We start from the raw sequence: 15,282 nt of genomic DNA, 5'->3' as shown, positions 1-15,282 counted from the left end.
AGGAGTATACAAAATGTCTATGCTTGAAAGTATCAGAATTAAACCTCAAGGTGAGATCGCAGTTGTAGAGTTCGATCTTGTTGGTGAAAAAGTTAATAAATTCTCAACACCGGTGATGATGAGATTGAAAGACGTGGTTGAAGAGCTGCGCAAGTCTTCATATAAAGCGGTGATTTTTAAATCCATGAAACCGAAAATCTTTATCGCTGGTGCGGATATCGAAGAGATCAAAGGTATGACGACGCCGGATCAATTCAATAACGCGGTTAAAGCCGGTCAAGAGATCATGAACATGGTCGAGGACCTGCCAATGCCAACTATCGCAGCCGTGAACGGTGCGTGTATGGGTGGTGGTTGTGAATTCATTATGGCGTGCGACTACCGTATTGCCTCTGATGATTCCTCAACAAAAATCGGTCTGCCGGAAATTCAATTGGGTATCCTGCCGGGCTTCGGTGGTACTCAACGTATGCCGCGTATCATGGGACTTCAAGCCGCTTTGGATATCATCCTTGCTGGTAAAGCAGTGAACTCCAAAAAAGCGCAAAAATCAGGTTTGGTTGATAAAGTCGTTCACCAAAATCTTTTGGATGAACAGGCGATCAAATGGGCCAAGGAAATCATCGCAGGTGGCGGTCAAAAACGTCGCAAAAAGTTCCAGGCAAATGGATTGGTTAATAAAGTTCTTGAAGGTCCTGCAAAAGGCGTTGTGTTTAAGAAAGCACGTGAAGGCGTGATGAAGGCAACGAAGGGTCATTATCCTGCGCCATTGAAAGCGTTGGACGTGATTCAAAAAACTTACGGCATGAGTGATCGCGATGCGGGAATGCGCATTGAGCGTGAAGGCTTCTGTGAGCTGGGTATCACCGATATTTCCAAAAATTTGATTCACGTGTTCTATTTGACTGAAATGGTTAAAAAACAAACCGGTGTTACTGGTGTTGAAGTTAAACCAAAAGAAGTCAAAGGACTTGGTATCCTGGGTGCTGGTACGATGGGTGGCGGTATCGCTTACGTCGCGGCAGACAAAGGCATTCAAGTGCGCATGAAGGACTTGAGCCCGGAAGCATTGGGTAAAGGTTTGAAGCACGCCAGTGACTTGTGGATGAAGTTGGTAAAACGTAAATCCATCGACAAATATCAATTCCAGCAAAAAATGGATTCAGTATCTGTGACGACAGACTATTCCGGTTTCAAAAACCTGGATGTTGTGGTTGAGGCTATCGTTGAAGACATGGGCATCAAGCAAAAGGTGATCGGCGAGTGCGCAGGTCAAATGCGCCCGGATGCAATCATCGCAACGAATACTTCCTCATTGTCAGTGACAGAGATGGCCAAAGGTCATCCACGTCCTGAATACTTCGCGGGAATGCATTTCTTTAATCCGGTGAACAAAATGCCATTGGTTGAAGTTATTCGTGGTGCGCAAACGTCCGATGAAACTATCGCCACTATTTTTGAATTGACCAAAAAAATGGGCAAAATGCCTGTCGTGGTAAAAGACGGACCGGGCTTCCTGGTGAATCGTCTTCTTCTTCCATATATGGCGGAAGCTGCATGGTTGATGCAAGAAGGTATGAGCATCGAAGTGGTTGATAAAGCCTACGTCAAAGAGTTCGGCATGCCGATGGGTCCATTCGAGTTGATGGACGAAGTTGGTTTGGATGTATGTATTAAAGTTCTTAAAATCTTCAAGAAAGCCTTCGGCGAGCGCATTGAAATGGCGCCTTGTATGGAAGCTTTGGAGAAGTCAGGTCGCTTGGGTCGTAAGAATGGCAAGGGTTTCTACACTTACCAGGCTGACGGCAAACGTGGTGATGTCGATCAAACAGTTTACGGAGCATTGGGCTTGGGCACTCCAAGCAATCCTCACCAAACCAAAGAATGCATCGAACGCGGTGTGTTTGCGATGGTGAATGAATGTTCTTTGGCATTGATTGAAGACCACATTGTGGAGCTTCCACATGAAGTGGACTTGGGCATGATCATGGGTACGGGCTTTCCGCCATTCCGTGGTGGATTGTTGAAGTACGCAGACAGCATTGGCTCACAGTATGTTGCTGATCAGTTGGCAATGTACGCGTCCAGCCGTAATGCCAAACGTTTGAAGCCAGCGACGCCTCTGTCGAACATGGCTAAATCAAACGCTAAATTTTACAAGTAATCGCCATTCAGAAATAGGGTCCTATTGAGTTATCAAGGGCCTGGTTGTGAATGTGAATATTTGAAAGATAACCTTACTAAACCGAAGCCGAAGCAATAACCTGCTTCGGCTTTTGTTTTTTGGGTGGCCTTCTTGGATTTTCAGGGACGTGATCAGACAATATAGTTCATGCAAAACTTTAAATGCAAAGCCACATTGAAGTTGGTAGCGGCGCTTGCCGTCGTTACGACAGACTGTGCAGTCTGGGCCCAGACTTCCTCCACGCACATAATCAATGTGGATCGGGTCTTCAGTGCACGTCCACGCTCTATAGGATACCGCTATCTGATACAGATTTCCTGTCATCCCCAGGGTGAAAGTATTGCCACCATCCCAGTGAAGCGGGCGGAGTTTAAATGGGAAGCGGGTCTTAACTCCGGAACTTCTGAAACGGACAACAACGGCCAGGTGGAGTTCACGCAAACGGCCTTCAATGGAAAGCTCGAAGAGACTCTGAAAATTAATTACCATCAGCGGTTATTAATATTTTCAGCACCCAAAGGTGTGGTGGAGCTTTCGCTGCCAACACCCTGCAAATAATAAACTAAGTTGTTCAGTCTAAAATATCATTAACCAGCAAGGAGTTTTTTATGAGCCGTAATCGTGCCACTTGGGATGCCAGTGAATGCGCATTAGTCCTGGTCGACTATCAACCGGAAATGTTCCGAGGCATTGGATCCAGTGATCCCCGCATGGTGGAAACCAATGTTTGTGAGTTGGCGAAAGCAGCCGTGGCGTTTGATATCCCCGTGGTATTAAGCTCGGTCGGCGTCAAGATGGGTGTGAATCAACCCACTATCAAAGCCTTGAAAAGTGTTCTTCCAGGAGTTGTGGAAATCGATCGCTCTTCCATGAATGCCTGGGAGGATGAAAACTTCCTAAAAGCGGTGAAAGCGACCGGCAGAAAGCGTTTAGTGTTTTGTGCCTTGTGGACTGAGATCTGCCTGGCCTTCCCAGTGGTGGATGCATTGGAGGATGATTTTGAAGTGACCTTTGTGGTGGATGCTGTCGGTGGTCAATCCAAGGAAGAACATGAAATGGCTATTCAACGACTGATCCAGGCTGGCGCCATTCCAAATACCAGTGTTGCCATGGTGGCAGAGTGGTTCCGCGATTGGAAGTCTCCGTTGGCAGCAAAAGGCCGTGAGGTCTTCAAATCCCTAGTGACTGAACATCGCGAGATGCATGCGAACTCGCGCTTTCAATCGCCACCAGACGGGTACAGCAGTCAATCCGAAATGATGTAGTCGTCGACCGACTACTGCATCTCGCGAAGTTTTTGTTTGAAGGATTGTTGCAGCACTTGCTCCATGGAGTAAAAACCATGGGGCTGGTCGCGCAACCATTTTGCCGCAAAGATGGCGCCTGTGCCAAAGGCCGCGCGATTGATGCTCTCGTGGGTCAGTCGAATGGTTTGGTAGGGAAGTCCAAAGATCACTTCGTGTTTGCCAACGATGCCGCCCACACGAATGGAATTCACGTGTTCGTTGGGATCCAGGTCCAAATGATGAGCCAGCTTCAGAGCCGTTCCTGAAATGTCTTTCTTCTGTCTAAAGTGTTCTTCCACCACTTCAACATCAGCATGGGGAATCATGCTTTTCAAAATTTTCGAAGCCATTAACAGCCAGTTAATTCCCAGAGTGATATTGGGTGAATACAGAACCGAAGTGTTGGTGCTGATGCTTTTCACGCGATTGAGTTCAGAGTCATTGTAGTTTGAAATTGCGCTGACGATTTTAATTCCGTGATGAGCCAGCTTTTCGTACACCTGAGTTGTGGTGCCCGTTGAAAAGTCAATGACCAGATCCACCGGATGGGATTTGAAAAATTCCTCCGTCAGATGATCAGCAGTGATGAAGGGAGCAAAGTCAGAATCGTAACCCAGAACCCGGCTGGCAAAGTGCTGTGTGTTTTCGACATTTCTGCGGCAGATCCATTGCAGCGACAATTCCGGATCTTTGGCGATTTCGCCAGCAACGACAGCGCCTGTTCTTCCGAATCCAAATAGTCCGACTTTCAAAGACATAGGTCTCCCTTATAAAGAAAGTGACCCTACTCTCTTAGGAATTAACTATGGAAGATTCCACACCCTTTGAACGAATTAACTTAGTTTTTAGAGGCTTAGAATAAAAATATTAGAAAGGGTGCGCAATGCGCAGTGCGCACCCCTGTATTATCAGTCAGTTAGACTGTTGCTTCGGCGTGCGTTCCAAGAGAGGAGCCGGCACTACCTGACTTTTTTTCGTCAGCTGAGTTCAATGATTTTGTAAGTACTTTGTTACTTAAGAAGAACAATACACCTGGAATCAATCCAAGAGCTGCCAGAAGCAGGAAGAATTGTTCCTTCGGCATTTTGTCGTACATGCTGCCGATCCATCCGGAAACAGTATTTCCGAAGAAGGAAGCCAGGAACCAAACACCCATCATCATCGAAACGATTTTCTTAGGGGAAACTTTAGTCACCAGAGACAAACCAATCGGAGAAAGATAAAGCTCACCAATTGTCAGCATGAATGTCGAACCCAGAAGCCACAATGCCGTGCCTTTGCCAGGACCCACTGATTTTGCCGCAAAGAACATCAAGCCCAACGCGGCTGTGCCCATGAAGCAACCAATCGCCATCTTCATGGCTGTGGTATTTTCCTTGCCACGACGAGCTTGCCACATCCAGACGCGATCCAGGATCGGTGCGAACAGGAAGATGATAAATGGATTGAAGGATTGGTACCAAGTGGAAGGCATTTCCCAACCAAAGAAATTCCAATCAGTGGATTGATCTGCCCACAACTGCAATGTGTTGCCTTGTTGCTCGTAAACGCCCCAGAAGAAAATCGTGATGGCACACATGAAGGTCAATGCCCATGTGCGAGTCCACTCGGATTTAGTCAGTGGTTTGTGCGCTTGTGCTTCCACTTCTTTGATGGAAACTTTGTGTTCAGAAGATGGCAGATGTTTGCCTCCGAAGTGGTAAATCAACAGACCTGCAAGCATTCCGATACCGGCTGCTCCGAAGCCCCAGTGCCAGCCCACTTTTTGTCCCAAGGTTCCACAAACCAATGGAGAGAAGAACGCACCCAGATTGATACCCATGTAGAAAATCGTGAAAGCACCATCGCGACGCTTGTCTTCCGGCGCATACAACTCGCCAACTTGGGTGGAGATATTCGGCTTGAAGAAACCATTGCCAGCGATAATGAACAACAAAGCCAAAAAGAACATGCTTTCAATAGCCATCAGGAAGTGACCGATAGCCATCAAAATACCGCCCACGTAGACCGCGCGACGCTTGCCCCAGTATCTGTCCGCAATCATACCCCCGAAAAAGGGAGTAAAATATACAAGGCCCATATAGTAACCGTAGATATGGGAGGACAAAGCTTGCGGAGATTGCGGACCAAAAAAGTATTCAATCCCGGATTTCAAAGCTCCGTAGCCCCAAACATTTTTGCCCTGATCGGCCTCAAGAAAAAGATATTGGGCCATGTAAAGCACCAGGAGCGCTCTCATGCCGTAAAATGAGAATCGTTCCCACATTTCTGTGAAGAAAAGTGTAAACAGGGGACGCGGGTGTCCAAATAGTGTTTTCTCTGATGTTTGAGCCATAGGCCTCTCTGTACATAAGGTTGACGATTACTTCTTTTTTCTAATGAGACTTTTGATCTTGGCAAGTTTTTGAGATAAAGACACCTGAAAAATGGAGGGGCTCCTCAATGTCAGTTTTTAAGAGTGTATTTGCCTTCGGCGCGGTGCTTACAACTGTTCTTGTAACAGGCTGTACAAACGGCTTTGATGTGGGTCCTATCATTGCGAAAAAGCAGGCACCCGAGCTTATCGTCGACTCTTTTGCTCTTCCCAAAACTCAGTCCACGGAAATTGCGGCTCGCTGCGAAAATGCCACGTGCCTGACCATCAATAAATCGTCCTTGGGAAGAATCTTTTTGCTGATCGCTTCCGGTAAAACCGGTGGTTCCACGCCGCAGTGGTATGATTTGAAACCGCAAGTGGTAAGTTTTGAAAAATACGGCAGCCGCATGGCTTTGCTGGGGCAAAACTACAACAGCATCTACGAAGAGCTGCAAACAGAAAATCTAATTCAGACTTTCGCCATCATTGGTGAGGACGAAAGCACGATCACTTTTGACTGGGGCCGTGGTCTTAAATCCCTGATTGCACAAAATGCCTATGACGTGGATTTCGGCGAGGGTATGAATGATCCGTTGACGGAAAGCTCTGTGTCCGCCATTCCGGTGAAGGATTCCTTCACGCGTAATATCGCAATTACTAACAACGCTATTGAGCTTGAGCAGGTTTCCAAAGTTCAAAGCCTGGTGGGCCAAGCGGCTGCCGGCAATAAACTTGCGGTCGAGACCCGTGAAGAGACACTGGCTGTAAATATCCAGATTCGCGCTTATCGCCTTGAATCCAAGTTTCAATCCAAAGAATTCGATAAGTCCCGCTCTGTGGGTTTCTTCGTGACTCGCCTGGCGCGTCCTTCCATGAGTAAGGATGCGATTAAGTACATCGCGAAATGGGATGTCTCTGAGGGGCGTGAGCCGATCACTGTGCGTATTTCTGCAGCGGTGCCCGCTGACTATGTGAACGCCGTTAAGGAAGGCGCTCTGTACTGGAATAAAGTTTTCGGTAAAGACGTTATCCAGGTGGAGACGGGTGTGGACCCGCAATCAGCACCCAAGGATCGTACGATCATGGTTCGTTGGGTAACTTGGTTGGATGCCGGTGCGGCCTATGCGATCAGCCAGACAGATCCATTGACGGGTGAAATTTTGCGCGCGCAAGTGTTCATGCCTTCCGTATTCACGAAAGTGGGTTCCGGGGAGTTGGTTCAGTTGAACGGCGGTTCTCCAGTGGCAGCAGGTGCTGTGGCTTGTGACTTCTCTCAAAAGATTCAATCTTTGCAAAAGCTGACTCGTGAGGCTCCGGACTCGCAACGTTTGCGTCTGGCTCAGGACAGTGTTCGCGCCACAGTTGCCCATGAATTGGGTCACGCTCTGGGGCTTCGTCATAATTTTGCAGGCTCATTCTCTGCGAAAGCAACGACTCAGGAAATCTATGACTCCTCCAAATCCTATCTGAAAGATCCAAATCATCCAGGTTTGGAGACTTCCACAAGTATCATGGACTACGTCAGTGGCGTGGATGATGTTTTGAACTCTGCGTTTATCAAGCACTCGGCGTTGTCTTACGATAAGATGGCGATGGCTTGGGCTTACTCAACTGACGACAGTGCTTTGGATTCCAAGATCTCTTTGTACTGCACGGACGAAGACATCAGTCTTGCGAATGTTCAAAAAATGTCGATCTATGGTTGCGAGCGTTTTGATAACGGTAATAATCCATTGCTTAGAAAGTATTTGGACGGCCGTGATGAAAAAGAAAACCTGGTCAACGTTCTGTTTGCATCGATCATCGGTCGCATGTACCCAGGGGATCAGCCGGAAGTCGTGAATGATCTCGACACTGTGATCGGTGATACTTTCAAATGGGGTAAAGCTGCGATTGACTTGTCATTCGTCGGCAAGGTTCTGTTTGAAACGTCTGAGATGGCGGGTAACAACGCTCTTCGCGCTCAGAATCTGGTGTCTTTGGAAGCAGCGAAAAGCGGTGGAATCCTGAATGCTCGTAAAGGGCAGGATCCAGCGTTTGATGCATTGAGATTGGCGCATCTGGCGGAAACAGCCAAGTTCCTTAAAGCGAAAGACAATGTAACTTCTGAGTTCGGTGGGTATGCGGCCATGTTGAATGGTTTGCTACGTAATTCCAAAGGCGAATTGGATCTGGATTGGTTCACTAAAGAAACTGTGGCATTGGCTCAAAGTGGAGTTCTTGCCAAAGGCAAAACTCTTTCCGGTCGTGAATATGCATTAACGGAAGAACAACAAAAGAAAATTGTTAAGTTCTTCGTGATGATAGAAGCACTTAACAAGAAGGTCATTTTTGAGGCGGCTCATGACATTCTTCCGGCTATCAAAGCTCAAGTGGAGACTGATAAAGGTGTAAAGGTCATCAGCAACATCCTGCCGGCTGAGGTGGTTAAGCAGGCTGATACAGATGTCCTGGGTGACTTGGCTTTGGATATGGTTCTAGCCACGCAAAAACCATTGGATGTTAAAGTGGGCGAGCAGGGGGATAAGACCGTCACCGTTGGGGTGCCTTTCCTGACGGCTGCTGAGCGTATTGCGATGATGAATATCCTGTCCTCCCAGGGCATGTCCTTCCCATTGGAAGTGAAGCGTGCCCATGTGCGTGGTTCCCTTGCGGATACAATCAACAAACTTCTACAGGTTGTTGATCCGTTGTTGTTCATTGATTCCCTGACCCGCGAAGAACAGGTGGCTTTGGCAGATAAACTGCTTAAAGAAGGGAAAATCGATTCCAAGGCCTCTGCTTGGATTGCAGCTCAAGTGAAGGTTCTTCAAGCTCTATAGTCCGGGATCTGGCACTGTTTTCGACAGTCGCATCCCTAAAATGTCAGTTTCTAAAAGGCGTCTCAGCGTGAGACGCCTTTTTAGCTTCAGATCGAATATAAGCCTGGCGCGGTTGGAACAAGGCTTGCCTCTATGTAAAAGCATTGGAGGCTTTATGAAAACGTCTGTTCTTTCAAAACTTACGCTGGGTCTGGTGATGGCATTGGCCATGGGTCTTTCGGCTTGTGCAAAGAAAGGCGATTCAGCCGTGCGAGTAGCTAAACGTGGTGGTGAAATCACGACAAGCTCAACATGCTCTACCGGTGCTTCTTCAATAGGTCGAATTTATTATCCAAGCAATCAATCAGCTTTCGAAGCAGCGGTTAAATCCTTTGTTTCCACAAATTTGCCGGGATCTGCTTTCGGATCCATTGATGCTTCTGGAAGTGCTGCCAACGGTGTTTTCCTAACAATGAATCTGCGTTTTGATTCCGCTGGTCAAATTGACAAGGCAAACTCAAAAGTTTTGGTTCAAATCAGAGACTCCTTGGTGGGCACAATCGATTCAGCAACACAAAAAGAGATTCCAGCATATGAAGTTCAGTTCACATCTGCCTATAATGGTGTGCTGAATAAATCGACTCGTAAGTTCACAGTGACTTTCGAAGACCAGTACGGCTGGATCGGATTTGATGGTTACTATGATAACAACAATGCCTACGGTACAGTTTACTTCAAAAACTACTCTTCTGTAGACGGCAGTTCTCTGCAACAGCAAACAATGGGGTCATTCTGGGTTCCAACTTGTGGCCTCCTTAACTAAGGCACTGCGTCTTGCCTGAGCCTCTATCCTAACTAAGATAGAGGCATAATGCCTCAACGTTTCTTATTCGATTCTTCTATTCTTGGTTCAGTTGTCGGCGGTGGCTCCGCTATCGATATCCCCAAACTTAGCATTCATACCTTGGACGCAGCTTCTGCGTTTCTTTTAAGTTATGGTTTCGACACCAATCAACAGTCTGATGTGGAAAAGCTTTGGTACTATCATCGTCGCGCTTTGGTGTTGATGGTTGAAAAGCTGGGTTTCAACGATGCTGAAATTCCCGAGATCTTTCTGGATCCCAAAAAACTGGGAGACATCCGTCAGCTGCTTTTATATGCAAGCTCCAATGATCCAGAACAGGCCATGATGCAACGCTGGGCCTGTGCCATCCTAAGAGGCATCCACGTCTTTGTGCATGCCGAAAATGACCTGTTCAGTACTTTCTCTGAAGAAATTCAGTCACAGATTCTGACGCCATTTCAGGATGCGATTTTTCATGACGGAACCACTCATCGCACTTTCCTAAAGGGGACGGGTGAGAATCCGGAGTCCTTGGAGCTTCTGGGTTTCGAAGTAAAACCGTTTAAGACCTCTTCCAGTACCGTCATCAAACTATTGGCAAAGCCTGATGCTTTGGCGATGAAGATCTTTGATAAATTGGGAGTGCGTTTTATTACGCGCAATCTGTTTGATAGCTTCCAGGTCGTGCGCTTCTTGGTTCGTGAAAACGTGATTAGTTTTCCGCATATCATGCCGGATCAAAGCTCGAATAATCTGTATCCGGTGGAAACCTTTATGCAGGTCTGCGATGAAATGGCCCAGCGTCTGGATGTGATGGATGAGAAAAACATTCAGGCAGCCTTTGATCAAAAACTTGAAGAGTTGGGTGACAGCGCCAAGTTATTCCGTAAGGAAAATTTCTTCTCGGGTTCTGATTATCGCTTTATTAAATTTATTTCCCGTAAACTGATTCATATCAAACCCCAAGGGAGCAAAGAGGCATTCAGTTTCTTTTATCCATTCGAGGTGCAGATTATGGATCAGGCCGCCCATCAGAAAGTGCTGTCGGGCCCTTCTGAACACGAGGCTTACAAAGAGCGCCAACGTGTGGCTGCTCGTAAACGTTTATTCCCTGAGAGTTAGATCATGTTTCTAAAGTTGCTTTCTTATCCACGCACTCTTTTGGCTTCAGTATTGTTGCCAATTCACACAGTTTTTTGTTCTGCACTGATGATTTTGGTGACCTTCATTTATCCGAATCGTTGGCTGGAAGATCAGATTGTTTATTTCTGGACTCGCGGTTGTTGCTGGATGTTCGGTGTGAAAGTGGTCGTTAGAGGCTTTCACAAAGAAGCCAAGGGTGGCTACCTGTACGTATTTAATCACACCAGCTTCTTTGATATCTTTGCGATGTCAGGGTACCTGGGGAGCTTCCGCTTCGGGGCAAAGATTGAACTCTTTAAAATTCCCGTATTTGGTTGGGGCATGAAGCGCGCAGGAATTCTGCCGATCGCCCGCCATCGTCGTGAGGAAGTTTTTAAAGTTTATAAAGAGGCGGAAAAACGCATCGCCAACGGTGAACGTTTTGCCTTGGCGCCAGAGGGCACTCGCCAGCATAAAGAAACATTGGGGCCGTTCAAGTCTGGCCCGTTTATTTTTGCGATCAACGCGAAAGCACCGATTGTTCCTGTTATCGTAAAAGGGGCGGCTGCCATCATGCCAAAAGGAAGCTTTCTGCCGAATTGGGGAGTATGGACTCGCACCATCACTTTGGAAGTTTTGCCACCCGTTGATGCTACGAAATATACAATTGATCAGCGCCCTGAATTGCAGGAGCACGTTCGCAGTTTGATGCTGCCTTATTTTCCAGATGCGAAATAAGACGTCTTAAACAAGAATCCAAACCGCAATTAAAGTGATGATGATCGGAAGAACGAAGGTCAAACCCAGAACTAGCAGAGTCTTGGATTGGCCTGGTGAATCTTCTTGTGGAAGGTTTTGGTCTGAGTTCATCTAAATTCCCCGTGTTGCAAAGACTAAAGCAGTTTTTTAAGTTCCTCGCAAGTGAGTCGTCCCACTTTTTGAATATCTTTGATTTTTGTAGTGGGCGTGCTTGTGTATGCCTTTGCTGCGCTCGGATCTTTTAGAATAAACAGCGGCAGTCTTTTAGGGAGCGTGCGGGCCATGGTTTTGGTTTGTGCCGGCGTGCTAAGAGAAACAAGTTGGATGTTCTTTTTGATTTCATCCTCACATCTATTAATATCGAACACATAGATCCGGCAAGGCGCGCAGTCTTTTTCGATATAGATCAGGGTTTTCCCTTGGGCCAATAAATCCTCGGATTTCAATTGGGTTCCATCTGAAAAATTCACCAATGTTTCCGCAAAAGCGGGCCAAACCATGAGATTCATAAGTAAAACCAAAAAAATATTCATGCTTCGTAGGCGCAGCTTTTGGGGCATAAGGATTTTTAGGACAAAACCTTTGCAATTGCAAGTAACTTGCAATAAAAGTCAGTTCACTGGGGGTTGTTATGCTAAAAATGGTACTTGGATCAGCGGTTTTGGCTTTATCACTTATGGCTCAGCAGGCTTTTGCACATGATCATGATCATGATCATGGTGGTTTTCCAGAAGGTACTCTTCTGGCTCTTGAGGGCGAGGACGCCAGTACAAAATCCGCATGCATGATCTTTGTGACTGAGGTTGGTTACACGGGGTCTGAGCAAACTCCAGATCAATGGTATGCCGTAATTGCAACAAGCTACAGTCACGGTCATGTGGCCGCTTCACCAATCACCGTAAAAATTCATCCTGAAAGAGCTGGTGTCTTGTTTGGCACAGGGGCGAATGGTCAGGATCAAATCGCCGTTTTTCTAAATCCACAGGATATCGATTTGAAAAACATCAACTCTTTCAATTTGAAATGGCTTCACGGCGATCATTTTCACACCAATCGCTGTGTAAACATGCAGGTTCACGCGCACTAGTTTAGGTTTTGTTAATGAGTTACTTGGAATTTTTTAAGCGCCAGTTGCTTTTTTCAGTATTGGCGGCATCAGTTGCGACATCCAGTTTGGCAAAAAGTGTGGGGACAGAGGAATCGGTCACCCAACTTCCTGAAGTTATTATTTCTGATAAGTCTGAGAATGATTTAAGAATCAAGAAAGACGAAATCAATCGGGTTGAAACGATTAAAGCCAAAGACATTCAAAAAAAACAGGCGCAGACCTTTGCTCAAGCTGTTAACAATGTTCGCGGCATCGACATGCAAACGGCGTGCGCTTTCTGCGGCGCTAAGCGCGTGACTATCAATGGCATGAAGGGCGAGCACACCACGATCCTTATCGACGGTCTGCCATTGCATTCCACAGTTTCCGGCTTTTACGGCGTCGAAGCCATTCCTTTGGGCGGAGTCGACTCTATCGATATTTATCGAGGCACCGGGGCGGCATTGACGGCTCCTGAATCCATTGGTGGCGCAATCAATGTTGTGACCCGTGAAATCACCACGAACAGTGCGGAAGGTGCTGTTTCGATCGCCGACGATGGACAAAAAAATATTTCAGTTTTGGGCGCCAGAAAACTAACGCCGAACACAGGATTGTTGATGGGATTGCAATACGGCGAAATAAAGCCGATTGATATCGATAACAATGGTGTGTCTGAATTGCCCAGTCAGAAAACCTTCACGGCGATATCTAAACTGTCTCATAAAATCAATGAAACAGATGAAGTCAGTTTGCGCCTGAGCTACGGGAAGCTAAAGAATATTGGCGGCTCGATGAATGACCTGGAGCTGAGTGCTCCGCCGGCGACACTGGCCACTTCAGACGACTTTGTGGATCGTGATGTTCGCAAAAAATATATCGGTGCAGAAAATAAAATCACCGAGAATGTGTTCCTCGATCGCTATGAGATCGCTTCGATTTACCGCAAGCAGATTGATCAAAATTCCAGTTTGAAAGTCAGCCTGGGTGGTGCTCACCAGACTTCGCACTCGATTTATTCTCATGGTTATGATTACGACAACGATGATAAGTTGTGGGTCGGGATGGTGGAGTACCAAAAGCTTGCGACGGACAATCATCTGCTGACGTTTGGTGTGGATTCCAAGAATCAGTTCATGGATTCATTTTCGCAGACTTTGTATGTGGATCAAGTGCCACCCATGAAACAGGATGATTTGAACTACCACTCCTTGGGGGGATTTGCCCAGGACACCTGGTTTATTGATGATGCCAATGAGCTTTCAGTGGTTCTGCGCTATGACAATGTACAAACCCATTGGGTGGACTTTGATAAGAAGATCGACAAAGGGGTCTTTGCACCACGTGCGATGTACAAGCATTTGCATAACTCAGTACTGACGTCACGTCTTTCTGCGGGGGTGGGCTATCGCTCACCCTTAACATTGTTCGAAAGTCAGCACGGAATGTACCATGACGGCTTTGTGATTGATGTCGACGATCTGGAAACGGCACAAAGTGCGGTGTATTCCTTGGCAGGTCAAAGGCTGGATGATTTCTTCGAGTTCAGTGCCCATGTCACTCGTATCGAAAATATGGCCTATGGCCTGGATCGAGCAGATCAGGATCTGCCGACTTTGTTTGTCAGCTCCAAGGAGCCTTATACGATTTCTGTGGTAGATTTTAGTTACGGTCGTCGTATTACTCACGATTGGACCGTGGAGGGGCTTGTTGAATCCTTCCACTATCCGGCAGGATATAAAGAAAAACTGCAAGTGGCGGCAGTCGAGCAACGTTTGTCAGTGGTTTCCAATGTGAACTGGGGCAAATGGACAGCTTCCCAGCGTGTGACTGTTGTGGGAGAGAGAGATCTTTCGGCGTATGGTTATGGTGATCACTATAATGTTGCTTACACCGACACCGATCCACTCAGTCCCACATTTGGTCAGACATTTACTTCGGCTCAAAAGTTTCAAAAGTCTCCGACCTTTTTCATTGTAGATTTGAATTTCGAGCGTCAACTGGGTGAAAATCTGTATGCGGGATTCGCGATCTTAAACACCTTTGATTATACTCAAACGGGTGCGGGGGACAGTCCGGCCACATGGCATGTGCACGGAGATCACTATCATCTGGATAACTTCCACATCTGGGGCCCGCTGCGCGGACGTCAGTTTATTTTGTCTCTTCGCGGGAACTTCTAGCTTACGCCAGAAGTTCCGAAATAACTGCAGCCCCGGCTTTGACCCCAGAAGCACACGACAGAAGCACTGATTGCATCATCTGCATATTATCGCCGCATTAATGAATAAAAAAAGGCGCGATCTTATCGATCAGCGCCTGTTTCTTTTTTCGCCATGCAGAACCGATATCGGTTCTGCAGAGCAGTACGAAAAGGGAACTGTTACCTATTTAGTGATTACGCAAGTGCCTTCAACAGCTGTCTTGTTGATAACAAGAGTTTGGTTGAATGCGCCTTTTTCGCCTCGAACAGATTTGTAAGCCACAGAGTCTTTACCAGAAACACCCCAGAATTCGATCACTTCAAGATCGTCGAATTTATAGTAAGAACCAGCTGGGTAGAAAATGTAGTTGCCAGTTGCAGTGGCTTTGAAATCTTCGATGCCAGAACCGTCAGCTTCGATGTTGCCAGTGATAGCTTTGCCATCGATGTTAAGCGCAGCAGTTACAACAGCGTCGCCAGAAGTACAGTGAACGTCCAAAGTAGCCGCTTGAGCAGCAGTTGCAGACAAAGCGATCAAAGAAGCGAAAATTAGAGATTTCATAAACACACCTTTCGATTAAAAACTAGATGACGCAACGACTATGCTCTCTATTGTGAAAATGAGTCAAGAGCAAAACA

General features: G+C 46.7%; 14 protein-coding genes. 9 read left to right on the top strand and 5 right to left on the bottom strand.

Annotated elements, in window-relative coordinates; genetic code table 11:
* The first annotated feature begins 13 nt into the window (after positions 1–13).
* The 3 genes from ACLVWR_RS16400 to ACLVWR_RS16390 all read left to right on the top strand — a co-directional run bounded on the left by ACLVWR_RS16400 (position 14) and on the right by ACLVWR_RS16390 (position 3,450).
* Complete coding sequence (locus ACLVWR_RS16400; protein WP_413581677.1) at positions 14–2,164, top strand: 3-hydroxyacyl-CoA dehydrogenase NAD-binding domain-containing protein; 2,151 nt, start codon at positions 14–16, stop codon at positions 2,162–2,164.
* 168 nt (positions 2,165–2,332) lie between these two features.
* Positions 2,333–2,743, top strand: a complete 411-nt coding sequence (locus ACLVWR_RS16395; protein WP_413581676.1) for a hypothetical protein — start codon at positions 2,333–2,335, stop codon at positions 2,741–2,743.
* Between the two features lie 50 nt (positions 2,744–2,793).
* A complete protein-coding gene (locus ACLVWR_RS16390) occupies positions 2,794–3,450 on the top strand; it encodes an isochorismatase family protein (RefSeq protein WP_413581675.1) in 657 nt (218 codons plus the stop codon).
* Positions 3,451–3,461: 11 nt separating this feature from the next.
* Here ACLVWR_RS16390 and ACLVWR_RS16385 read toward each other — a convergent pair whose 3' ends face one another.
* Positions 3,462–4,229 carry a 4-hydroxy-tetrahydrodipicolinate reductase gene (locus tag ACLVWR_RS16385; RefSeq protein ID WP_413581674.1) on the bottom strand — a complete coding sequence of 256 codons (768 nt, stop codon included), beginning with the start codon at positions 4,227–4,229 and terminating at the stop codon, positions 3,462–3,464.
* Between the two features lie 158 nt (positions 4,230–4,387).
* Positions 4,388–5,806 carry a peptide MFS transporter gene (locus tag ACLVWR_RS16380; RefSeq protein ID WP_413581673.1) on the bottom strand — a complete coding sequence of 473 codons (1,419 nt, stop codon included), beginning with the start codon at positions 5,804–5,806 and terminating at the stop codon, positions 4,388–4,390.
* 107 nt (positions 5,807–5,913) lie between these two features.
* Here ACLVWR_RS16380 and ACLVWR_RS16375 point away from each other — a divergent pair, with 107 nt between their 5' ends.
* The 4 genes from ACLVWR_RS16375 to ACLVWR_RS16360 all read left to right on the top strand — a co-directional run bounded on the left by ACLVWR_RS16375 (position 5,914) and on the right by ACLVWR_RS16360 (position 11,332).
* Positions 5,914–8,649, top strand: coding sequence for a zinc-dependent metalloprotease (locus ACLVWR_RS16375; RefSeq protein ID WP_413581672.1), 2,736 nt, complete (start codon positions 5,914–5,916; stop codon positions 8,647–8,649).
* Between the two features lie 154 nt (positions 8,650–8,803).
* The gene (locus ACLVWR_RS16370) at positions 8,804–9,451 is read left to right on the top strand and encodes a hypothetical protein (protein ID WP_413581671.1); all 648 of its coding nucleotides are present in this window, start codon (positions 8,804–8,806) and stop codon (positions 9,449–9,451) included.
* Positions 9,452–9,499: 48 nt separating this feature from the next.
* Complete coding sequence (locus tag ACLVWR_RS16365) at positions 9,500–10,594, top strand: TIGR04552 family protein (RefSeq protein ID WP_413581670.1); 1,095 nt, start codon at positions 9,500–9,502, stop codon at positions 10,592–10,594.
* 3 nt (positions 10,595–10,597) lie between these two features.
* Positions 10,598–11,332: a lysophospholipid acyltransferase family protein gene (locus ACLVWR_RS16360; RefSeq protein ID WP_413581669.1), complete on the top strand. Its 735-nt coding sequence runs from the start codon at positions 10,598–10,600 to the stop codon at positions 11,330–11,332.
* Positions 11,333–11,338: 6 nt separating this feature from the next.
* Here ACLVWR_RS16360 and ACLVWR_RS16355 read toward each other — a convergent pair whose 3' ends face one another.
* A complete protein-coding gene (locus ACLVWR_RS16355; RefSeq protein ID WP_413581668.1) occupies positions 11,339–11,464 on the bottom strand; it encodes a hypothetical protein in 126 nt (41 codons plus the stop codon).
* Positions 11,465–11,487: 23 nt separating this feature from the next.
* Complete coding sequence (locus ACLVWR_RS16350; protein ID WP_413581667.1) at positions 11,488–11,862, bottom strand: hypothetical protein; 375 nt, start codon at positions 11,860–11,862, stop codon at positions 11,488–11,490.
* Between the two features lie 122 nt (positions 11,863–11,984).
* On the opposite strand from ACLVWR_RS16350, the gene ACLVWR_RS16345 reads away from it, so the two are divergent.
* Complete coding sequence (locus tag ACLVWR_RS16345; RefSeq protein ID WP_413581666.1) at positions 11,985–12,440, top strand: hypothetical protein; 456 nt, start codon at positions 11,985–11,987, stop codon at positions 12,438–12,440.
* 14 nt (positions 12,441–12,454) lie between these two features.
* The gene (locus ACLVWR_RS16340) at positions 12,455–14,623 is read left to right on the top strand and encodes a TonB-dependent receptor plug domain-containing protein (RefSeq protein ID WP_413581665.1); all 2,169 of its coding nucleotides are present in this window, start codon (positions 12,455–12,457) and stop codon (positions 14,621–14,623) included.
* A gap of 204 nt (positions 14,624–14,827) precedes the next feature.
* Here ACLVWR_RS16340 and ACLVWR_RS16335 read toward each other — a convergent pair whose 3' ends face one another.
* Entirely contained in the window at positions 14,828–15,205 is a 378-nt protein-coding gene (locus tag ACLVWR_RS16335) for a hypothetical protein (RefSeq protein WP_413581664.1), read from the bottom strand.
* Positions 15,206–15,282 lie beyond the last annotated feature (77 nt).

It is taken from the genome of Bdellovibrio sp. HCB288 (genome assembly GCF_047305935.1).
Taxonomy (GTDB): domain Bacteria; phylum Bdellovibrionota; class Bdellovibrionia; order Bdellovibrionales; family Bdellovibrionaceae; genus Bdellovibrio.
The sequence above is the reverse complement of the archived record's forward strand: the minus strand, read 5'-3'. Positions and strand labels throughout refer to the sequence as shown.